The organism is Promicromonospora sp. NPDC057138 (assembly GCF_042670845.1).
Taxonomy (GTDB): domain Bacteria; phylum Actinomycetota; class Actinomycetes; order Actinomycetales; family Cellulomonadaceae; genus Promicromonospora.
In genome coordinates this window covers 52,999-72,694 of record NZ_JBHUUX010000027.1, presented here as the reverse complement: position 1 = coordinate 72,694, position 19,696 = coordinate 52,999, and the positions used below count along the sequence as shown (strand labels likewise).

Below are 19,696 nucleotides of genomic sequence, written 5' to 3'. Positions count from 1 at the left end.
GGGGGGACTCGGACACACGCTCTACTTCGCGGACCCCTCGCGTCAGGCGGGGGTTACCTCGGCGGCCAGCTTGGCGACCAGGATGTCGCCGCCCTTGGTGAGCTGCTGCCCACGCTCGGAGAACCCGAGGCGGCCGTGGAAGCGCAGCGAGCCGGGGTTCGGCGGGTCGAGGTTGACCTCGCAGGTGACGACGTCGTGGCCTGCGGTGCGGGCGGCGTCGAACACGGCGTCGTAGAAGAGCTTGCCGATGCCGCGGCCCCGGGCACCCTCGCCCACCACGATGCGGTCCACGTACAGGTGGTCGAGGCCGCGCTCCTCGAACCAGGCGTAGTTCTCGCCGGACCAGTCCTCGCCACCCTCCAGCGCGACGACGAAGCCGAGGGGGTCGGCCGGGGTCTCCGGGTCGACGGCGACCAGGGCGAGCGACGAGGCGCCGAGCAGCTCGGCCATGTCGTCGGCCGGGGTGTCCGGGACGGCGGGGATCGAGGCGTTGTTCAGCGTGACGAGGCGATCGACGTCCATGTCGGTGGCGGGGCGCAGCAGGGTGGCCGTGGGCATGGCTCGATCGCTCCAAGTCAGGGGGTGGGGGAACCCGACGACCTTAGCCGTCGGGCCACGCGCACGTCTGTGACCTGCGTCAAAGAGTGGTGGCGGTCACGCGGTCACGCGGGCGCCGGGCGCGGTCCGAAGACCGCGGTGCCCACCCGCACGATGGTCGCGCCCTCGGCGATCGCGAGCTCCAGGTCGCCCGTCATGCCCATCGAGAGCTCGGTCGCGGAGCCAGTGCCCGGGGCGCCCGACGCGCGGACCTCGTCGCGGATCGCGCGCAGCCGGGCGAACCCGGCGCGGACCGGCTCCTCGCCCGAGTCGTCCAGGCGCGCGCCGATCGTCATGAACCCGGTCAGCCGCAGGCCCGGCAGGGCGGCGACGGCGGTGGCGAGCGCGGCGGCGTCGTCGGGCCCGACGCCGGACTTGCTCACCTCGCCGGTGACGTTGACCTGCACCATCACCTCCAGGGCGCGGTCGCCGGTGCGGGCGTCGCGCACGCAGCGGTCCGAGATCGCCTGGGCGACGTCGAGCGAGTCGAGGGTCTCCAGGCACGTCGCGGTGGCGAGCACCTGGTTGATCTTGTTGCGCTGCAGGTGGCCGATCATGTGCACCTCGAGCGAGCCGTCCGCGATCCGGCCGGCGACGGCGGGTGCCTTCGCGACGAGCTCCTGCACGCGGTTCTCGCCGATCAGGGAGACGCCCTCCGCCAGCGCCTCGAGCACGGCGTCCGGCGTCTGCGTCTTCGTCGCGACGAGGAGCCGCACCTCGCCCGGGTCGCGGCCCGCGGCGACGGCGGCGGTCGCGATGCGGCCGCGGACGAGCGCGAGGCGCTCGGCGATCGACCCGGATGCGAGCGGGGGCGCTGAGGGCTGAGACTGATCTGGCACGGGGCGAGTCTATTTCGGTGGACCTCAGGGTCGGGTCAGGGGATTGCCGGGTACCGCCGACCTGCTGCGCTACGGAAGGATGGACCTATGAAGACGCTGCTGAACATCATCTGGGTCATCTTCGCGGGGTTCGGGCTCTGGCTCGGGTACATGCTCGCGGGGATCATCTGCTGCCTGCTGATCGTCACCATCCCGTTCGGCATCGCGTCCTTCCGCATCGCGGGGTACGCCCTGTGGCCGTTCGGGCGTGAGGTCGTCGAGAGCCCGCGCTCCGGTGTGTTCTCCCTGATCGGCAACGTGATCTGGGTGATCGTCGCCGGCTGGTGGCTCGCCCTCGGTCACATCGTCACCGCGATCCCGCTGGTGATCTCGATCATCGGCATCCCGATGGCGTGGGCGAACCTCAAGCTCATCCCGGTCTCGCTCATGCCCCTCGGCAAGCAGATCGTGCCGAGCGACGCCCTGCTCCCGACCTACCGCAAGCAGGTCGCCGCGGCCTGACGGCCTACGGCTGGCCCGTCGAGAACGGTTATTCGGCGGTCGAGCTTGTCGAGACCCGGGTCTCGACAAGCTCGACCACCGAGACACCCGTTCTCACCCGGCGTCCGAAGGGTCAGTCGCGGGCGATGGGGGCAGTCTTGCCCGACGTCAGGGTCAGGAGGTCCGACGGGGCCAGGCCGATGTCCAGGCCGCGTCGGCCTCCGGAGACGTAGACGACGTCGTACGCCTCGGCGGACTCGTCCAGCACCGTCGTGTGCCGCGTCTTCTGGCCGAGCGGCGAGATGCCGCCCACCACGTACCCGGTGGCGCGCTCGGCCGCGGCGGGCTCGGCCATCGCCGCCTTCTTGCCGCCCGCGGCGCGGGCCAGGGCCTTGAGGTCCAGCTTGCGGTCCACGGGCACGATGCCGACGACGAGCTTCCCGTCGACGTCGGCCAGCAGCGTCTTGAACACCTGCGGCGGTTCGACGCCGATCGCCTCCGCCGCCTCCATGCCGTAGCCGATGTCGCTCGCCGGGTCGTGCTCATACGGGTGCAGCGTGTGCGCCACGCCCGCCTTCTCGAGCGATACGACGGCGGGGGTCCCGTGGGTCGCGCGTGCTGTCTTCTTGGCCACGACGCGATTCTGCCTCGTCCGGTCCGGGGCGGCGCACAGAATTTCCGCGAGGCTTCCTGCAGCACCTCCTGCAGCGATGCCCCGCCGCGCCGCGCCGTCCTGCGGCCGTCCCATGCCGCCCCGTGCCGTCGATTCCCGGGCAACTCGGTAGGACAGCAATCAGTTAGCGTGGGTAACGTGTTAGCCCTCCTGATCGTCGCCATCCTCGTCGGGGGCTCGTTGCAACGCGTGGCGGGGATGGGCTTCGGGCTCGTCGCCGGCCCGTTCATCGTGCTCCTCATCGGCCCGATCGAGGGCGTGCTCTTCGTCAACCTCGTGGGCGCGATGATGGCGCTGCTGGTGCTCGGGCGCACGATCCGCCGGGTCGACTGGCGGCGTTACGGCTGGCTGGTCAGCGCGTCGATCACGGTCAGCGTTCCGGCGGCGCTGCTCCTGAAGGACGCCAGCGCGCCCGCGCTGGAGATCAGCGTGGGCGGCATCGTCGTGATCTGCATGACGCTCGCCCTCGTGACCTCGCGCCTGCGTGGCGCGGAGCGGCCCTTCAGGTCGGAGGCTCGCCTCCCGCTCCTGGTCACGGGCGCGGCGGCCGGGTTCGGCAGCGTCGCCGCGGGGATCGGCGGCCCGCCCATCGCCGTCTACTCCGTGCTCGACCGCTGGGACCCACGCGCGTTCGCGGCCACCGCCCAGCCGATCTTCCTGACCAACGCGCTGGCGGCGATGACGGCGAAGCTCCTGGTCGCCGACGCCACGTTCCCGGACCTGGCCGTCTGGGAGTGGGTGGCGGTCTTCGTCGCGCTGGTGGCGTCCATCGGGCTGGGCGAGCTGCTCGTCGGGCGGATCTCGGCGAGCGCCACGCGCAAGGTGCTCGTGGCGCTCGCCTACGTGGGTGGGTTCGCGACGCTGGCCCGCGGTCTCCTAGGCCTCGCCTGACGCCGACGCCGAATCAGCCCGCACGTGTCGCGTCAGCCCTTGTCGAGCGGCCCCAGGAGCATCGACGGCTCGCCCGACTGTGTGAGTCGCGCGGCCCCGAGGTTGCCGACGGCGCAGCTCCCGCTGCGCGGGTTCCCGCCGTTCCAGACCTGGCGCAGGCAGTTGCGCATCGCGAGCTGGCCCCAGTAGTTGGGGTGCAGCGACTCCTGGACGAAGTACGGCGAGTCGCCGATCGTGGTGACCGTGCGGATCTGGTTGACCCACTCGGTCCGGTCGACGGCGCCGGCGGACTGCCAGCTCGCGAGACCCACCTCCTCGTACAGACCGACGCCGCTCTCGCACAACCGCTTGCCGTCGAACGCGTGCGTCATGTCGAGGGTGCGGACGTTCGGCAGCCCGACGTCGGACGCGGCGCCCAGCAGCGCACCGTTGATGGTGGGCAGCACCGTCGAGTTGGCCCAGTCGGCGTCCTGGTTCCAGAGGCCGCACCCGCCGGTGGACTGGCGCGTGTACCCGGACTCGGAGTACCGGATCCCGGAGCCGTTCGGTACGGGCGACGGGTAGGTCTGGACCACGAGCGTCCACTGGGAGGTGCTGTACCCGGCGTTGCTCATCGCGGTGGCGACGTTGCGGAGCGCGCCGGCCACCCGGGATCGCACGGCGGCGACGTTGGCGGCGGTGAAGTTGTCCTCGACCGAGTCGTCGTCGTGGCAGTAGTTCTTCAACCAGGACGGCGAGGTGAGGAAGTTGACCACGCAGGCCTGGACGACGCTCGCGAACTCGAAGTCGTTGCCGCCGATCGAGACCACGACCATGCCGACGTTCCTGGTGGCGGCGGCCTCCTGGAGCATGAGGGCCTGACCCTTGTTACCGCCGCTGGAGTAGAAGTCGATCCCGGGCTTGAAGTACGTGCCGGTCGAGGTGGCGGTCGTGGCCCCGCTGCAGGCGAGGTTGAGGCCGTTCACTCCGCCGCCGATGTAGGCCTCGGCGGACGACGCGCGGTGGCAGCGGGCGATGACCTCGCCGGTGCCGTCGGTGTTGTCGTGGTAGGCGTGCGAGCCGAGCGCGTCGGCGCGCCGGTAGTCGTCGTTGGAGCTGCCGGCCCAGCGGCCGGCCTCCCCGGAGATGTACGAGTCGCCGAGGGTCACGACCCACGGTGTGCCGTCGCCGGGTCCGTCGGTGGCCAGGGGTGCCGCGGCGGCGGGTGCCGCCGTGGCGACGAGAGCGGCGGGAACGATGAGCGCGAACAGGGCGGTGAGTGCGGCGGGGCGGAAGCGCATGAGAACACTCCTGTCGTCCGGGCAGGGCCGGCGGCGTTGCTGACCCTGACTCAAGTAACAGAAGTGTACGAAATCTACCTCGAATGGTAAATATTCACCCAAAGAGCAGTTTGCTCAGATCTGCCCGACGCCGACCACCGTCAGCACGACCTCGCCCGCCTCGTCGCTCGCCGCCAGGTCGACCCGGGCGGTGAGGGCCCAGTCGTGGTTGCGGTCGGCGTCGTCGAGCACCTGCCGCACCCACCAGGTCCCGGGCTCGACGCGGCTGGTCTCGCCGCTGGCGGCGCTGCCCGGGAGCTCGGCGCCCGGCTCCAGGATCGTCAGCAGCGCGGCGGAGCGCGCCTCCGGGCCGATGCCGACGGCGTCGTCGCCCTGCTCCTCGAACAGCGGGTCGAGGGCGTCGGCCCAGGTGTCGGCGTCCCAGCCCTTGTCCAGGGCGGCCAGCGCCCCGTAGGACTCGCGGGCGACGAGCTCGACGCGGCGGAACATCGCGTTGCGGACCAGCCGGCGGAACGCGCGCGGGTTGCCGGTGACGGGCCGCGCGGGGGCCTCGGCCCCGGCGTCGGCCAGCTCGCCGTCCGTGACGAGGTCGGCGTCGTCGTCCACCGGGTTCGCCAGGCGCTCCCACTCGTCGAGCAGCGACGAGTCCACGCCGCGCACCAGCTCGCCGAGCCACTCGATGATCTCCTGCACCTCCTCGGTGCGGTGCTCGTCGGGGACCACCTGGCGCACCGCCCGGAAGGCGTCCGCGAGGTAGCGGAGCACCACGCCCTCGGTGCGCTCCAGCCCGTACACGCTCACGATCTCGGCGAACGTCATGGCCTTCTCGACCATGTCGCGCACCACCGACTTGGGGGAGAGCTCGGCGTCCGCCACCCACGGGTTGGTGCGGCGGTAGGCCTGGAACGCGGGCTCCAGGAGGTCGGCCAGCGGCTTGGGCCACGTGACCTCCTCAAGGAGCTCCATGCGCTCCTCGTACTCGAGGCCCTCGGCCTTCATGGCGGCGACGGCCTCGCCGCGCGCCCGGTTCTGCTGGCCCATGAGCACCTGGCGGGGGTCGTCGAGGGTGGCCTCGATGACGGAGACGACGTCGAGCGCGTGCGTCGGGCTCTCGACGTCGAGCAGGTCCATGGCCGCCAGGGCGAACGGCGACAGCGGCTGGTTCAGCGCGAAGTCGCGCGGGAGGTCCACCATGAGGCGGGCCGACGGCCGGAGCCGCCCGTCGGCGTCGGGTACCCGGACCTTCTCGACGACGCCCGCGATCCGCAGCGACCTGTAGATCCGGAACGCCTGCCGCACGTGCTCGGCCTGCTGCGTCTCGGTGTCGTGGTTGGCCGTCAGGAGGTGCCGCATGGCGTCCACGGGATCGGTCCCGTCGCCGCCCGAACGGGCCGAGGCGCGGGCCAGGACGTTGAGCACCATCGCGTGGTTCACGCGGAACTGCGAGACGAGCGGCTCGGGATCCGCGTCGCGCAGGCGCTCGAAGGTGGCGTCGGTCCAGTTCACGGAGCCCGACGGCGCCTTCTTGCGGACGATCTTCTTGAGCTTCTTCGGGTCGTCGCCGGCCTTGGCCAGGATCTTGCGGTTCTCGATGACGTGCTCGGGCGCCATGACGAGCACCTCGCCCACCGTGTCGAATCCCGCGCGGCCGGCCCGGCCGGCGATCTGGTGGAACTCGCGGGCGCTCAGGTGGCGCATGCGCTCGCCGTCGAACTTCACCAGGCTGGTCAGGAGCACCGTGCGGATCGGCACGTTGATGCCGACGCCCAGGGTGTCGGTGCCGCACACGACCTTGAGCAGGCCCTTCTGCGTGAGGCGCTCCACGAGGCGGCGGTACTTCGGCAGCATGCCCGCGTGGTGCACGCCGACGCCGTGCCGCAGGAACTTGCTGAGCGTCTTGCCGAACCCGGTGCCGAACCGGAAGGCGCCCATCTCCGCGATGATCGCCTCCTTCTCGGACTTCGTGGAGACGTTCATCGACAGGAGGGACTGCGCGCGCTCGACGGCGTCCTTCTGCGTGAAGTGGACCACGTAGACCGGGGCACGGTGCGTGGTCACGAGCTCCTGGATCACCTCGGTGAGCGGCTCGACGACGTAGGAGAACGTGAGCGGGACGGGGCGCTCGGCGTCCGCGACCTCGGCGACGGGGCGGCCCGTGCGCTCCTCGATGTCCTCGCGCAGGCGGGTCGTGTCGCCGAGCGTGGCGCTCATGAGGACGAACTGCGTGTCCTTGAGCTCCAGCAGCGGCACCTGCCAGGCCCAGCCGCGCTGCGGGTCGCCGTAGTAGTGGAACTCGTCCATCACGACCTGCGCGATGGCGTCGTCGTCGGCGGCCCCAGTGCTCGTACCGGTGCCGGTCTCGCCGTCGCCGTTGCCGCGGCGGAGCGCGAGGTTCGCGAGGATCTCGGCGGTGCAGCAGATGATGGGGGCGTCCGGGTTGACGGCGGAGTCGCCGGTCATCATGCCGACGTTCTTCGAGCCGAACGCCGCCACCAGATCGAAGAACTTCTCGCTGACCAGCGCCTTCAGCGGTGCCGTGTAGTACGTGCGGCCGCCACGCCCGGACCGGTGGGCCGCCAGCGCGGCGAACTGCGCGCCCATCGCGACCATCGACTTGCCGGAGCCGGTGGGCGTCGCGAGCACGACGTGCGAGCCCGTCATGACCTCCAGGAGGGCCTCCTCCTGGTGCGGGTAGAGCGACCGTCCGCCCGCGGCGGCCCACTCGCCGAAGCTCTCGAACAGGACGTCCGGATCAGGGTCCTTGCCCGTGGGCGCGGGCAGGTACGGGATCAGGGTCCCGGCGGGCTTCGGGGTGCCCGACGCCGGGCCGGACCGGCCGGTCGTCGAGGTGGCTGTCGTGGTGGTGGTCGAGGAGGGCGCGGTCATGATGGCCCCCATTCTTGCAGGCGGGTGAAGCGTGCTGCCCTACGGCGTCGGGCCCGTCCGCCTCTCGCCTGCCTGGACCGCTATGACGCCGGCGAGGATCAGGACGCCGCCGACGAGCTGGATCGTCCGCGGCAGCTCGCCGAGCAGCAGCCAGGCGAACCCGATGGCGGAGACGACCTCGAACAGCCCGATGAACGAGGACAGCCGCGGGCCCAGCAGGCGCCCCGCGGCGATCCCCGCCACGTAGGCGAGCGCGGCGGTGACGACGCCGAGGCCGAGCAGCGGCAGCCACCACGCCACCTCCGTCCCGGCGTAGACCGGGGACGCCGTGCTGTACTCCAGCGGCATGAGCCCGGTCGCGCCGAGCAGGCCGAGCGCCAGGGACGCCGTGGTCAGGCCGCCTGCGGCCAGGGCCAGCGGCGGCAGGCCCGTGTCGGCGTGCGCGTTGATGACGAAGTAGCTGGCGGCGCCGAGCATCGCGACCAGCGCCCACGCGACGCCGACCGGATCCATCGCGGTGGCGCCGGGGGCGCCGGAGACCAGGTCCAGGACGAGCACCAGCCCGACGGCGGCGAGCAGCGCGCCGGCGACGGTGGCGACCGTCGGCTTCTGGCCGTGCCGCAGCCAGAACCAGAGCACCACGGCCGCCGGCGCCGTGTACTCGATGAGCAGGGCCGGGCCGATGGGCATGAGCTGCACCGCGGAGAAGTAGGCGAACTGGCAGCCCGCCACCGAGAGCGCGCCGTAGATCGCGATGAGCCCGAGGTTGCGGCGCACCGGACGCCAGTCCCCGCGCAGGGACAGGATGCCGAGCGGCAGCACCACGAGGGCCGCGATGGCGACGCGGACCAGCACCATCGCGCCGGGGCTCCAGCCCGTGTCGAGCAGCCCGCTGGCGAACACCCCGGACAGGCTGAAGGCCGCGGCGGAGACCCCCGCGAACACCAGGCCGGTGGTCAGGCGGCGCGTCGGGCGAGCCAGGACGACGCCGTTCCCGCTCGCGTCGGGAGTGCCGGTGTCAGGTGTCACGATGCCCATGGGTCCTGACGCTAGGGTGGGCGGGGTAATGTGTCAACATGGTTTTCACTCCTGACGCCGAGGAGTCGCTGCAGGCCGCCGTCGCGCTCGTGAACGCGGGCGAGCCGCCCGTCACGCTCGTGACGGTCGCGGAGCTCGACGAGTTCTTCGTCCGGTACGGCTACACGGGACGGCACGACCGCACGCGGGCCGAGCTCGACCAGGTGCTGGCGCTCCAGCCGCGGCTGCGCGAGCTACTCGTCGCCGACCGCGACTCGGCCGCGCACCTGGTGAACGAGATGCTGGCCGACGCCGGCGCGGTGCCCCAGCTCGTGCGGCACCCGCCCGTCGACTGGCACATCCACGCGGTGCCGGCGGATGCCCCGCTCGCCACGCGCATCCTGGTGGAGACCGCGATGGCGATGATCGACGTCATCCGGGAGGACGAGCTCTCGCGGCTGGCCGTGTGCGCCGACAGCGACTGCGAGGGGCTGGTCCTCGACCTGTCCCGCAACCGCTCGCGCCGCTACTGCTCCACCACGTGCAGCAACCGCAACGCCCAGGCGGCCCACCGGGCGCGCCGCGCGGAGGTTCAGCCCAGGTCCCACAGCAGCCGGTAGTAGGCGACCCGGTCGGGATCCTCGTCGATCCCGTACGCCTCGTACACGAGGTGGTCGTAACCGGGGCCGTAGTTCCAGCCCAGGCTGTACGTGGCGATGGACAGGTCGGCCCAGCGGTCGGCGATGCCGAGCGAGCCGAGGTCGACGTGCCCGGCCCAGGCGCCGTCGTCGGCGAGCAGGGTGTTGGGCGCGCAGGCGTCGCCGTGGCAGACGACGAGCCGGTCGTGGTCCGGCGCGTCCAGGAGGCGGTCGCGGGTCTCGGCCGACCAGCCCTCGGCCGGGTGGCCCTGGGCGGCCAGGTCCTCGGCCACCGCTATCCGGTCGGCGATGCTCCAGGTCCAGGGGCACTCGTCGACGGGCAGGGCGTCGTGCAGCGCCCGCAGCCCGGCGCCGATGGCGCGGGCGGCGGTCTCGGGCTCGGCCAGCCAGCGCGGGTCGACGGCGGAGCGCGCCTCGATCGCCTCCGTGACCAGCCACTCCGAGTCCTCGTCGGCGCCGACCTCGAGGACCTGCGGCACCCGCGTGTAGGCCGCGGCCCACTGCATCCGCGCGGCCTCGTCGGCCAGGTCGACCCGCTCGATGGCCGCACGCTCCGTGCGGGGTGCCCACTTCACGAAGAAGGCGCGCTGTCCGGTCTCGGCCCGCGCGCCGCCGTCGGGCAGCTGGCCGGCGACGGGCTCGATGCGGAAGGTGAGGCCGCCGAGCTGGTTGCTCCAGGCCGGGACGACGCGGGAGCCGCCGGCGAGCTCTCGTACGACGTCGGGCACGAGGACTTCGCCGGAGGGGATAGTCATGGCGCCAGCGTGCCAGACGAGATCAAGGCGTCACGACGTGATCTCGGGTGGCGGCCCGGCGTCGGAGTACTCCGAAAGATGTACGCGGGCCCGGACAGATCGCCCGGATGGCCGACGACGCCGCCGGGCCGCCACGGCAGGGTCGGGGCATGCCTACCAACCAGCCCGTAAGCCCGTCACCTGCGGCGACGGTGTCTCCGCCGTCGGACACCGCGATGCCGTCGGGTGCCGCTCCGCCGTCGGACACCGCGATGGGTACCGGGGGCCGGATCGCCGCGCTCGACGTGCTGCGCGGGATCGCGATCCTCGGCACGCTCGCGAGCAACATCTGGATCTTCACCGCGCCGGGCGGCCCCGCGGCGTGGATCTCCGACGGCTTCGCCACCGCGGATCCGGTGCAGCGCGTGCTGCAGGCGCTGGCCAACGGCAAGTTCCTCGGCCTGCTGACCTTGCTGTTCGGGGTGGGGCTGGAGCTGCAGTACCGCTCCATGGTGCGGCGCGGCCTGCCCTGGCCGGGCCGGTATGCCCTGCGCGCCGGGATCCTGTTCGTCGAGGGCCTGGTGCACTACGTGCTCGTCTTCGAGTTCGACGTCCTGATGGGGTACGCGATCGCGTCCCTGCTCGCCGCCTACCTGATCGGCCGCAGCGACCGGGTGGTGCGCGCCTGGGGCGGCGTGATCGCGGCGGTCTACGTGGCGGGGATCGTCGGGATCACCGCGCTGCTCGTCGCGACGTCGGGCGGGTCCGGGGCGGACGGCGGGTCCGGGGCGGACGGCGGGTCCGGGGCGGACGGCGGCGCGTCGGCCGACGCCGCGGCCCTCTCGACGGCGAGCTGGCTCGACCAGTTGCTGCTGCGGCTCACGCACATGGACGCGTTCCGGATCGAGCTGATCCTGATCGTGCCGTCGGCCACCGTGCTGTTCGTCGTGGGCTCGCGGCTCGTGCGCGCCGGCGTGTTCACGACGTCCGCGGAGGGGGCGCGGCTGCGCCGTCGGCTCGCGTGGGCCGGGCTGGGCGCCGGCATCCCGCTGAACGCGCTCACCACATGGGCCGGGCCGGACTGGTTCCTCGTCGACCGGTACCTGGTGCCGCCGCTGGTGGCGCTCGGCATCCTGGCGCTGGGCACGACCCTCGTCGGCCGGGCGCAGGCGCGTGCCCAGGTGCGGGAGCGGGCCTGGGCGGAGGCGCAGGGCCGGGCACGGTCGTCCCGGAGCCCGGTCGGCCTGTTCCGCCGAGGCGTCGAGGCGGTGGGGCGGACGGCGCTGTCGTGCTACGTGCTGCAGAACGTGCTGGCCTCGGCGCTCTGCTACGACTGGGGCCTGGGGCTCGCCGGGGGCGGGGCGTGGCAGGCGGTGGCGATCTGGGCCGGCATCTCGGCGACGCTGATGCTGGTGGCGCCGCTGTGGCTGCGGTGCTGGCCGCGCGGGCCGATCGAGCTGCTCATGCACCGGGTCTACGACGCGCGCCGCGCCCCGCGCCGGGCCCGGGCGGCCTCCTCGGCGTCCCACAGCGCGCGGTAGTACGTGGTGCGCTCGTGGTCGGGCGCGACGCCGTACGCGGCGAGCACCAGCGGCTCCAGGCCGGGACCGTAGCGGCGGGTGACGCTGCGGGTGGTCACCGCGATGTCGGACCAGCGGTCCGCCACGCCCAGGTCGCCGACGTCGACATGCGCCGCGAACCGGCCGACGTGGTCCAGGAGCGTGTTCGGCACCGTGGCGTCGCCGTGGCACACGACGAGCTTGTCGACCGGCGGCGGGGGGCCGACCGACGGCACCGGACGGGGCGAGATCCCGGTGGTGGTGCGCGCCGCACCGACCGGCTCGGCCGGGAGCGCGGCGACGCGCGCCTCCGCGGTCCGGACGAACGGGCAGGTGTCCGTCGGGAGCGCGTCGTGGAAGCGGCGCAGGCCGATGCCGACCGCGATCGCCGAGCGCTCGCCCCGGGAGCGCCACTGGGGTTCGATGGCCGACGTCGCCACGGCCCCGCCGACCTCGACGGCCGCCGTGAGCATCCACGAGCCGCCCGTGTCCCGTCCGGCGCCGAGCACGCGGGGGACCGGCGCGAACGAGCCGGCCCAGAGCAGGCGGTCGGCCTCGGCGAGCAGGTCAGGGCACGGTGCGCCGTGCGGCACCCACTTCAGGTACGCGCTGTGGCTCCTGCGCCGCGCGGCCCTGCGCCCGCCGCGGCTCGGCCTCGGGTTGGCGAGCTGGGCCGGCCGCCGCGCGGGCACCCGATCGGGCTGCAGCGCCGGCTCTCGCGCGAGGTCGGGCGCCGCCCGGCGATCCTCGAGCCGCACCGTGAGGCCGCCGTACTCGTTGCGCCACACGGGGACGACCGTCGCCCCGGTCCGTAGCCGTTCGGCCAAGGCGTGTACGACGGGCGGTACTTCGACGGGCGTCGGACTGATGCCGACGAGCGCGCTCGACACCTCAATATCGTCCCATAGAGCGGGTGAAAAAGTGCTCCTGGTTCGTGGCGCTCGCGGGCACTGGGCAACACGGGTCGCTGGGCCGGCGCGCGCGTCGGACGGCGGACAGGACGCCGGTCGTGCCACAGGAAGCGCGTACGCGGAATCCCGTAAATCTTCGGCGGAGGCGCGCGAACGGCCGGTGCCCGACGTCGGACACCAGCCGTTCGTATTGCCGCGCGTGCCGTTTCTCCGGCTCCGCGGCCCGTTACTGCTGCGTCGCCAGCAGGCGCCCGCCTCCGCTCCGGAGCTCGGCGTCGACCGCCGTCGTGCCGGTGCCCGCAGCCGCGCTCGCGCCGCCGCTGACGTTCACGTCCATGCAGGCGTAGAAAGCCATCGCGGTGTCGTACACGTTCCACCGCGCCAGGATCGTGTGGTTGCCGCTCGGCAGGCCCGACAGCGTGTGCGTGACGGTCGCCGGCGGGGCGGCGCCGTTGTCGTTCACCGTCGTGAAGAGCTGGCCGTCCACGAAGTACTCCCAGGTCGCCGTGCGGTGGAAGGCCGTCAGCGTCCACTGGAAGGTGTGCGTGCTGCCGATGTTCGTGCGCGGCCATGCGAGCGAGCTGTTGTCGAGGGTGGTGAAGCGGCTGCCTCCGGAGCAGAGCATCGAACCCTTCGGGGCCTCGACGCTCTGCGGCTCCCATTCGACGCCGTTGCAGGTCCAGCTCACGGTCCGCTTGGCGCAGTGGTCCTGCCGGCTGGGCGGTGAGACCACCCAGCCGTGGGCCTGGGCGTGGGGTGTCATGGAGCTCGGTGCGGCGACCAGCGCCGTCAGGGTCAGGGCCAGTACGGCGAAGACGCCGAGCAGGACTCTGGCGGCGGGCGTGTGCAGTGCGGTGACTCTCATGGGGCTCACCTCGTGATGTGAAGTTGGAAAGTTCCTGGACTACTCCTGGGTGCTGGGGTGCGACACCTCGACGCTAGGAACTGCGGGAGATGGGGACAAGTAGGGCTACTACGTACTGCGGGGCGTCAGGATTCAGTTGGACGAGGGCAATAGCCTGAGCCCCAACGACCAGAACCCACGAATTGGAGCATCCAGCGATGGCTCGGCATCTTGTGACCAGTGCGCTTCCGTACATCAACGGCATCAAGCACCTGGGGAACATGGTCGGGTCGATGCTCCCGGCGGACGTCTATGCGCGCTATCTGCGCCAGCGCGGCCACGAGGTGCTGTACATCTGCGCCACGGACGAGCACGGCACGCCGGCGGAGCTCGCCGCCGCGCAGGCCGGGCAGCCGGTCGCCGAGTTCTGCGCGCAGGCGCACGAGACGCAGAAGGCGATCTACGACGGCTTCGGGCTGACGTTCGACTACTTCGGCCGCAGCTCCTCGCAGCAGAACGCGGAGATCACGCAGCACTTCGCGCGTCGTCTGCACGAGTACGGGTTCATCGAGGAGCGCGCCATCCGGCAGGTGTACTCGCCGGTCGACGGCCGGTTCCTGCCCGACCGGTACGTCGAGGGCACGTGCCCGCACTGCGGCTACGACAAGGCGCGCGGCGACCAGTGCGAGAACTGCACCCGCGTCCTGGACCCCACGGACCTGATCGACCCGCGCTCGGCGATCAGCGGCTCGACCGACCTGGAGGTGCGCGAGACCACGCACCTGTTCCTGCTGCAGTCGAAGCTGCAGGGCGAGGTCGAGGCGTGGATCGACGAGAACAGCAAGGAGTGGCCGCTGCTGTCGACGTCGATCGCGCGCAAGTGGCTCGCCGAGGGGCTCCACGACCGCGCGATCACGCGTGACCTGGAGTGGGGCGTGCCGGTCCCGGCCGACACCTGGCCGGAGCTCGCCGCGGAGGGCAAGGTCTTCTACGTCTGGTTCGACGCCCCGATCGAGTACATCGGCGCGACCAAGGAATGGGCGGACGCCGCTGGCGGCGGCCAGGCCCGGGACTGGAAGTCCTGGTGGTACCAGGCCGACGACGTCCGGTACACGCAGTTCATGGCCAAGGACAACGTCCCGTTCCACACGGTGATGTTCCCGGCCACGCAGCTCGGCGTCCGCGAGCCGTGGACCATGGTCGACTTCGTCAAGGGCTTCAGCTGGCTGACGTACTACGGCGGCAAGTTCTCGACGTCGCAGCAGCGCGGCGTCTTCACGGATGCCGCGCTGGAGATCCTGCCGGCCGACTACTGGCGGTACTTCCTGATCGCGAACGCGCCGGAGTCGGACGACTCCTCGTTCACGTGGGAGCACTTCGCCGGGACGGTGAACAAGGACCTGGCCGACACTTTGGGCAACTTCGTCAACCGGGTCCTGACGTTCTCCGCCAAGCGGTTCGGCGACACGGTGCCGGCGGGTGGCGAGCCGGGCGAGGCGGAGGCGACGCTCGGGGCCGAGGTTGCCCGGCTTGTGGCCGAGCTGGAGGAGCACATGGAGGCCCTCCAGTACCGCAAGGCGACGAACGCGCTGCGCGCGCTGTGGTCGGCGGGCAACGCGTACCTGGTGGAGAAGGAGCCGTGGAAGCAGGTCAAGGTCGATCCCGATGCAGCAGCGGTCTCGCTGCGTACCGCGATGAACCTGATCCGCCTGTACGCGGTGGTCTCCGAGCCGTTCATCCCCGCGACGGCGGCGATCCTGCGCGGGGTGTTCACGCTCGACGACGACGCCGCCACCTGGGTCACGCCCGAGGTGGCGACGTCGCTGGACGCGGTGCCCGCCGGGGCGAGCTTCACCGTGCCCCCGGTGCTGTTCGCCAAGATCAGCGACGAGGACCTCGAAGGATTCCGCGAGCGCTTCGGCGCCGGCGAGACCGACTGATCCTCAACGCCGCGCTCCTTGCTCCGCCAGCTCCTGCTGACGGTGCGTGACCAGCCACGACCGAAGGTCACTGACGTCCGGGACCAGCGAGCGTGACCGTGCCAGGTCAGCCTGGTACGCGGATCCTTCGGCGAACCATCGGAACATCGCTTTGAGGTCTTCGTCGTCGCCGAGGTACTCGAGCGGGATGGTCTCGAATCGAGCCGGCGTCCCGAAGGTTTCGCCGGCCTGGGCGGCGACGAGGTCGAGCGTGGGCTCGTCGCCCGCGACCTCGATCGCGTGGCCGTCGATTGCGCTCGGCTGGAGAAGAAGCTGTGCAGCCGCGCGGCCGATGTCCCGCACGGCGATCATCTGCACCGGCACGTCTCCCGGCATCGGCATGCGGATCACGATCTCGCCGTCCTGGTTGGGCGTGAGCTGCGCGGTCAGGTTCTCCATGAAGAAGGTGGGACGCAGGATCGTGGCGGGCACGAGCGCGCGAAGCCTGTTCTCCACGTCGAACTTGCTCTCGAAGTGGGGAATGCCCGTGTCGCGCTCGGCGCCGCCCACTGAGGAGTAGACGACGTGGGGAACATTCGCCCGGGCGGCAGCGTCGGCGACAGCGTGTCCGCGACGCACCTCGCCTGCTGGGCCTTCTGGGCCTTCGAAGGTCGTCATGTAGAAGAGGGCGGCGACGTCGGCGAGTCCGTCGGCGAGCGACTGGCCGTCCTCCTGGTCCGCCTGGACTACCTCAGTGTCGGCCGCACGCAGCGCGCGGGCCGCGGGGGAGTCGGGGTCGCGGACGAGCGCGCGGACCGGGACGTCGGCGTCGTGCAGCGCATCGATAACGCTGCGGCCTTGCTGGCCAGTTGCGCCGATGACGGCGATGGGGGGTCGTTGTGTGAACGACATGTTGCTACTTCTCTCTCGTGAGGTTCGAAGACGGATCAGCTGGCGTCGGGGACGGCCACGACCTTGCCGCGGAGCTCGCCGGCGGCCGATTGTGCGTGGATCGCCGGGAGGTCGCTCAGCGAGACGCGCTGGGCGACGTCGACGGTGAGCTCACCGCTGTCGACCAGGGCGACGAGCTGGGTCAGCTCGTCGGCGTCGGCACGGAGGAAGATTCCCGCGGCGCGTACTCCACGCTTGTCGTCGCTGGGCGTGGGCATCCACGCGGTCGTCGCCGCGACGACGCCGCCGTCACGGACGAGGGCGACCAGGGCCGCGAACTCGTCGGGGCTGATAGGTGCCAGGTTGAGCAGGACGTCGACGGGCTCGGTCACCGAGTCGAGGACGGTGGAGGTCGTGTGGTCGATGACCTCGTCAGCACCAGCAGCCGTAACGGTGTCATGGCTGCGCGGGCTCGCGGTGGCGATGACGTAGGCGCCGGCTCGCTTGGCGAGCTGGACGGCGTACCCGCCTACTGCTCCGCCGGCGCCGATGATCAGCAGTCGCTGACCGTCCTTGAGCCCGGCCTCGTCGAAGAGCGCCTGCCAGGCGGTGAGCGCCACAGACGGCAGCGCGGCCGCGTCGGCGAGGTCGATGCTCGACGGGGCCTTGGCCAGGACGTCCGCGGGGGCGACCACGTACTGCGCCGCGGAGCCGTCCTCGGTCATCGGGATGAAGCCGACGACCGTGTCGCCGACCTGAAAGTCGGTCACGCCGTCGCCGACTGCGTCGATGGTGCCGGAGACGTCGTAGCCGGGCACGTGCGGCAGGGTCACCGGGATCGGCAGGTTGCCGCCTCGGATGCCGTTGTCGGCCGGGTTGAACGCGGAGCCGGCCACCCGGATGAGCACCTGGCCTTCTCCGGCGACGGGCTGGTCGGCGTCCTCGTAGCGGAGGACCTCGGGGGTACCGAACTCGTGGAAACGCACTGCCTTCATGATTGCCTTCTCTCGGTCTGTGCTTCGAATTCGAAGCATCTGAGGAGGACGGTAGCACTGCTTCGAGTTCGAAACAAGTGCTTCGACTTTGTAGCACCGGTAGACTTGCCGACATGGCCAATCCACCTCGTCCCCTCGACCCGACCGAGCTGGGCGCGTACTTTGCGCTCATCGAGGTCAGCAGCCTCCTGCGGCATACGGTCGAGCAGCAGCTGCGGGAGGCGGGCGATCTCAGCTACGTGCAGTTCCAGCTCCTGGCGCGGCTGGGCGACTCGCCCGATGGGAGCTGCCGCATGACCGACCTCGCCGACGGCGTCGTCTACAGCCGCAGCGGCCTCACCTATCAGGCCCAGACGCTGGAGCAGCGCGGGCTGGTCACGCGCGCGCCGTCCCCCGATGACGAGCGCAGCACCACGGTCACGATCACCGATCAGGGCAGGGATACCCTCGCGAAGGTCTTCCCCGGCCATATCGCCGTGCTCGACGGGCTGCTGTTCGAGCCCCTGGTGCGTGCAGACGTCGAGGTCCTGGCCGACGTGCTGGGCCGGGTCCGCGACCACATGCGCTCGGCGCCCCCGCGTTCCGCGGCCCCGCGTCGACGCAAGGCGCGCTGACCTCCACGCCGTCACTCATGGGACGACCCGCACTGTTGTGTACAAGCACGCGCTCAGACTACCCCACAAGCGGACGATTTCGTCCGCTTGTGGGGTGGTCCCGCGCTGGGTGGCGCTCGATCCGCTATGTGGTCCCAGGGTTCGAGATTCCGCGTATGAACACCGACCGCTGCTCAGCCGCGCTCTCGGCCCATCCCTCCACGCTCGACATCGGCTGCGCCAACATCGCCCCGAACCTGACGATGGTCCAGCCCGTCACCTCGGGTCGAAGCGTGCCGTCCTCGTGCCCACGCTCAACAATCGCCGCCATGGTCGCCTTCATCTTGTCCCGGAGCCGAGCGGACTCGGTGCCTTCGGTGAGCGGTGCGCCATGGAGAGGAAGAACGAGCTGGTCGCGATGGACGAAGGACTGGCGCAGAAAACGATCGACCGAGTCAAGACCCGACTCGCCGGCCGCCAGCGCATCCTCGGCTTCGGCGATGAGGAGCAGGTAGGCGCGCACCTCCAGCGCCTCCAGGAGAGCTGCCCGGTTCGGGTACCGGCGATAGAGAGTTCCCACCCCCACGCCTGCGTCCGCCGCGATCTGGGCGAGGGGGACGTTTCTCCCTTCCCCGAGCCCCGCCCGAACCGCGGCGGCCATGACGCGCTCTGCGTTCTCTGCTGCATCGCTGCGGAGCTTCTTGGGCGGGTCGGACGACATGGTGGCAATCGTAAAGGCGGCGAGAGGCCGCGCGCCTTGTTCTATCCGGCCGAGCCGTTGGCGAGCACCGCGTCGCAGACCTCGATCAGCCGAAGCCGGAGATCGTTCGACCGACGCGCGTACTCGCGCTGCCGCCGCACGTACTCCGCCTTGCCGTGCGGCGTCTCGATCTCGACGGCGGCGACGCCGTACTCCGACACGTCGTACGGCGACGCGGCCATGTCGGTCCAGCGGATGTCGCGGGCCAGCTCGAACGCGTCGAGCAGCAGGTCACCGGGCACGGCCGGGCCGAGCTTCAGGCACCACTTGTAGAGATCCATGTTGGCGTGCAGGCAGCCCGGCTGCTCCATGCCGACCTGAGCGGCGCGGGTGGGCTGGAGCTGGTTGAGCGACGTCGCCTCCGGCGTGAAGAACCGGAACGCGTCGAAGTGCGAGCAGCGCACGGGGTTCGCCTCGACGACGGCGTCCGTCCCCGCGTGCCCGAGCCGTAGCGGCAGCGGATGCCGCTGGTCGCGCCCCGCCGCCCGGTCGCGGTAGACCATCGCCCACTCGTGAAGCCCGAAGCAGCCGAACGTTCCCGGGCGCGACGCCGTCGCGGAGAGCAGCTCGCGCACGTACCGCACGGTGTCGCCGCGGTCGGCGAGGAAGGCGCCGAGGTCGAGCGTGACGAGGTGGGGGCTTACGGAGGAAGCCGTGACGGAGGAGGGCGCGCCCGAGCCGGCCGGAGCGGCGTCTCGTCGGAGGGTCGTGTGCCACCGCCACGTTGCGCGGTCTTCGGGATCGGTCGTGCCAGGCGTGCCTCCGCCCGGTTCGAGGGCACCCGCCCCGCTGTCCGGCAGCGCGAGGGCGACGCCCGCGCCCGGGTTCCAGCGGCGCAGGTGCGCCAGGCGGGTCGGGTAGTACGTGAAGAGGAAGTCCTCGATCGCGTGCTTGCGCCCCGCATCGCGGGCTTCGCGCCAGACGGCGGTGAGGGCGTCCGCTCGATCGGCATGCGCGGCGGCGGGGGGAAGCCACTCCTCGGGCAGCAGAACCCGGGTGGGCGACATCCCGGGTCCGCGCATGCCGGGCGGTCGCACATCGGCCTCGTCCACGACGGCCTGGCGCGCGACGGCGTCGGGCGCGATCGACTCGCCGAGGACAGTGCTCACCGGTCCAGGGTAAGAGGTTGCACCGGTGCTGGTGGTGAGAGGATCTCGGCCCGCCGACC

General features: G+C 71.5%; 19 protein-coding genes. 6 read left to right on the top strand and 13 right to left on the bottom strand.

The genetic code is table 11. The features are described from left to right. Nucleotides 1–42 precede the first annotated feature (42 nt). Nucleotides 43–558 carry a GNAT family N-acetyltransferase gene (locus tag ACFT2C_RS16060; protein ID WP_377208061.1) on the bottom strand — a complete coding sequence of 172 codons (516 nt, stop codon included), beginning with the start codon at nucleotides 556–558 and terminating at the stop codon, nucleotides 43–45. A 104-nt stretch (nucleotides 559–662) separates the two neighbouring features. Beyond that, entirely contained in the window at nucleotides 663–1,436 is a 774-nt protein-coding gene (locus tag ACFT2C_RS16055; protein ID WP_377208060.1) for a YggS family pyridoxal phosphate-dependent enzyme, read from the bottom strand. Between the two features lie 87 nt (nucleotides 1,437–1,523). Between ACFT2C_RS16055 and ACFT2C_RS16050 the strand changes: the two genes are divergently transcribed. Beyond that, nucleotides 1,524–1,937: a YccF domain-containing protein gene (locus ACFT2C_RS16050; protein WP_377208059.1), complete on the top strand. Its 414-nt coding sequence runs from the start codon at nucleotides 1,524–1,526 to the stop codon at nucleotides 1,935–1,937. A 112-nt stretch (nucleotides 1,938–2,049) separates the two neighbouring features. Here the strand turns inward: ACFT2C_RS16050 and ybaK are convergent, their stop codons facing one another. Then, nucleotides 2,050–2,550, bottom strand: a complete 501-nt coding sequence (ybaK, locus tag ACFT2C_RS16045) for a Cys-tRNA(Pro) deacylase (RefSeq protein WP_377208058.1) — start codon at nucleotides 2,548–2,550, stop codon at nucleotides 2,050–2,052. Nucleotides 2,551–2,727: 177 nt separating this feature from the next. Here ybaK and ACFT2C_RS16040 point away from each other — a divergent pair, with 177 nt between their 5' ends. Next, nucleotides 2,728–3,480, top strand: a complete 753-nt coding sequence (locus ACFT2C_RS16040) for a TSUP family transporter (protein WP_377208057.1) — start codon at nucleotides 2,728–2,730, stop codon at nucleotides 3,478–3,480. Between the two features lie 32 nt (nucleotides 3,481–3,512). On the opposite strand, the gene ACFT2C_RS16035 is transcribed toward ACFT2C_RS16040, so the two are convergent. From ACFT2C_RS16035 to ACFT2C_RS16025, 3 genes are all read right to left on the bottom strand, one after another. Further along, on the bottom strand, nucleotides 3,513–4,760 hold the full coding sequence (locus ACFT2C_RS16035) for a hypothetical protein (RefSeq protein ID WP_377208056.1): 1,248 nt from the start codon (nucleotides 4,758–4,760) through the stop codon (nucleotides 3,513–3,515). A gap of 114 nt (nucleotides 4,761–4,874) precedes the next feature. Then, a complete protein-coding gene (locus ACFT2C_RS16030; protein ID WP_377208055.1) occupies nucleotides 4,875–7,646 on the bottom strand; it encodes a DEAD/DEAH box helicase in 2,772 nt (923 codons plus the stop codon). Between the two features lie 39 nt (nucleotides 7,647–7,685). Beyond that, entirely contained in the window at nucleotides 7,686–8,684 is a 999-nt protein-coding gene (locus ACFT2C_RS16025) for a DMT family transporter (protein ID WP_377208054.1), read from the bottom strand. Between the two features lie 38 nt (nucleotides 8,685–8,722). Here ACFT2C_RS16025 and ACFT2C_RS16020 point away from each other — a divergent pair, with 38 nt between their 5' ends. Further along, nucleotides 8,723–9,283: a CGNR zinc finger domain-containing protein gene (locus ACFT2C_RS16020; protein WP_377208053.1), complete on the top strand. Its 561-nt coding sequence runs from the start codon at nucleotides 8,723–8,725 to the stop codon at nucleotides 9,281–9,283. Here the strand turns inward: ACFT2C_RS16020 and ACFT2C_RS16015 are convergent. Continuing rightward, nucleotides 9,256–10,077, bottom strand: a complete 822-nt coding sequence (locus ACFT2C_RS16015; protein ID WP_377208052.1) for a phosphotransferase — start codon at nucleotides 10,075–10,077, stop codon at nucleotides 9,256–9,258. The two genes, ACFT2C_RS16020 and ACFT2C_RS16015, sit on opposite strands and share 28 nt — an antisense overlap. Nucleotides 10,078–10,226: 149 nt before the next feature. On the opposite strand from ACFT2C_RS16015, the gene ACFT2C_RS16010 reads away from it, so the two are divergent. After that, a complete protein-coding gene (locus ACFT2C_RS16010; protein ID WP_377208051.1) occupies nucleotides 10,227–11,597 on the top strand; it encodes a DUF418 domain-containing protein in 1,371 nt (456 codons plus the stop codon). Here ACFT2C_RS16010 and ACFT2C_RS16005 read toward each other — a convergent pair. Both ACFT2C_RS16005 and ACFT2C_RS16000 read right to left on the bottom strand, forming a co-directional pair. Continuing rightward, nucleotides 11,531–12,505, bottom strand: coding sequence for a phosphotransferase (locus ACFT2C_RS16005; RefSeq protein WP_377208050.1), 975 nt, complete (start codon nucleotides 12,503–12,505; stop codon nucleotides 11,531–11,533). The two genes, ACFT2C_RS16010 and ACFT2C_RS16005, sit on opposite strands and share 67 nt — an antisense overlap. Nucleotides 12,506–12,752: 247 nt before the next feature. Continuing rightward, on the bottom strand, nucleotides 12,753–13,391 hold the full coding sequence (locus tag ACFT2C_RS16000) for a lytic polysaccharide monooxygenase auxiliary activity family 9 protein (protein ID WP_377208049.1): 639 nt from the start codon (nucleotides 13,389–13,391) through the stop codon (nucleotides 12,753–12,755). A 197-nt stretch (nucleotides 13,392–13,588) separates the two neighbouring features. On the opposite strand from ACFT2C_RS16000, the gene metG reads away from it, so the two are divergent. Continuing rightward, nucleotides 13,589–15,310, top strand: a complete 1,722-nt coding sequence (gene metG / locus ACFT2C_RS15995; RefSeq protein WP_377208048.1) for a methionine--tRNA ligase — start codon at nucleotides 13,589–13,591, stop codon at nucleotides 15,308–15,310. 3 nt (nucleotides 15,311–15,313) lie between these two features. Here the strand turns inward: metG and ACFT2C_RS15990 are convergent, their stop codons facing one another. Together ACFT2C_RS15990 and ACFT2C_RS15985 are read right to left on the bottom strand one after the other, a co-directional pair. After that, complete coding sequence (locus ACFT2C_RS15990) at nucleotides 15,314–16,201, bottom strand: NmrA/HSCARG family protein (protein ID WP_377208047.1); 888 nt, start codon at nucleotides 16,199–16,201, stop codon at nucleotides 15,314–15,316. Between the two features lie 35 nt (nucleotides 16,202–16,236). After that, nucleotides 16,237–17,175, bottom strand: a complete 939-nt coding sequence (locus ACFT2C_RS15985) for an NADP-dependent oxidoreductase (RefSeq protein WP_377208046.1) — start codon at nucleotides 17,173–17,175, stop codon at nucleotides 16,237–16,239. Between the two features lie 113 nt (nucleotides 17,176–17,288). Here ACFT2C_RS15985 and ACFT2C_RS15980 point away from each other — a divergent pair, with 113 nt between their 5' ends. Next, the gene (locus tag ACFT2C_RS15980) at nucleotides 17,289–17,789 is read left to right on the top strand and encodes a MarR family winged helix-turn-helix transcriptional regulator (protein WP_377208045.1); all 501 of its coding nucleotides are present in this window, start codon (nucleotides 17,289–17,291) and stop codon (nucleotides 17,787–17,789) included. A 124-nt stretch (nucleotides 17,790–17,913) separates the two neighbouring features. On the opposite strand, the gene ACFT2C_RS15975 is transcribed toward ACFT2C_RS15980, so the two are convergent. Both ACFT2C_RS15975 and ACFT2C_RS15970 read right to left on the bottom strand, forming a co-directional pair. Further along, the gene (locus ACFT2C_RS15975; protein ID WP_377208044.1) at nucleotides 17,914–18,489 is read right to left on the bottom strand and encodes a TetR/AcrR family transcriptional regulator; all 576 of its coding nucleotides are present in this window, start codon (nucleotides 18,487–18,489) and stop codon (nucleotides 17,914–17,916) included. 41 nt (nucleotides 18,490–18,530) lie between these two features. Continuing rightward, a complete protein-coding gene (locus ACFT2C_RS15970) occupies nucleotides 18,531–19,535 on the bottom strand; it encodes a 3-methyladenine DNA glycosylase (RefSeq protein WP_377208064.1) in 1,005 nt (334 codons plus the stop codon). Between the last annotated feature and the right edge of the window lie 161 nt (nucleotides 19,536–19,696).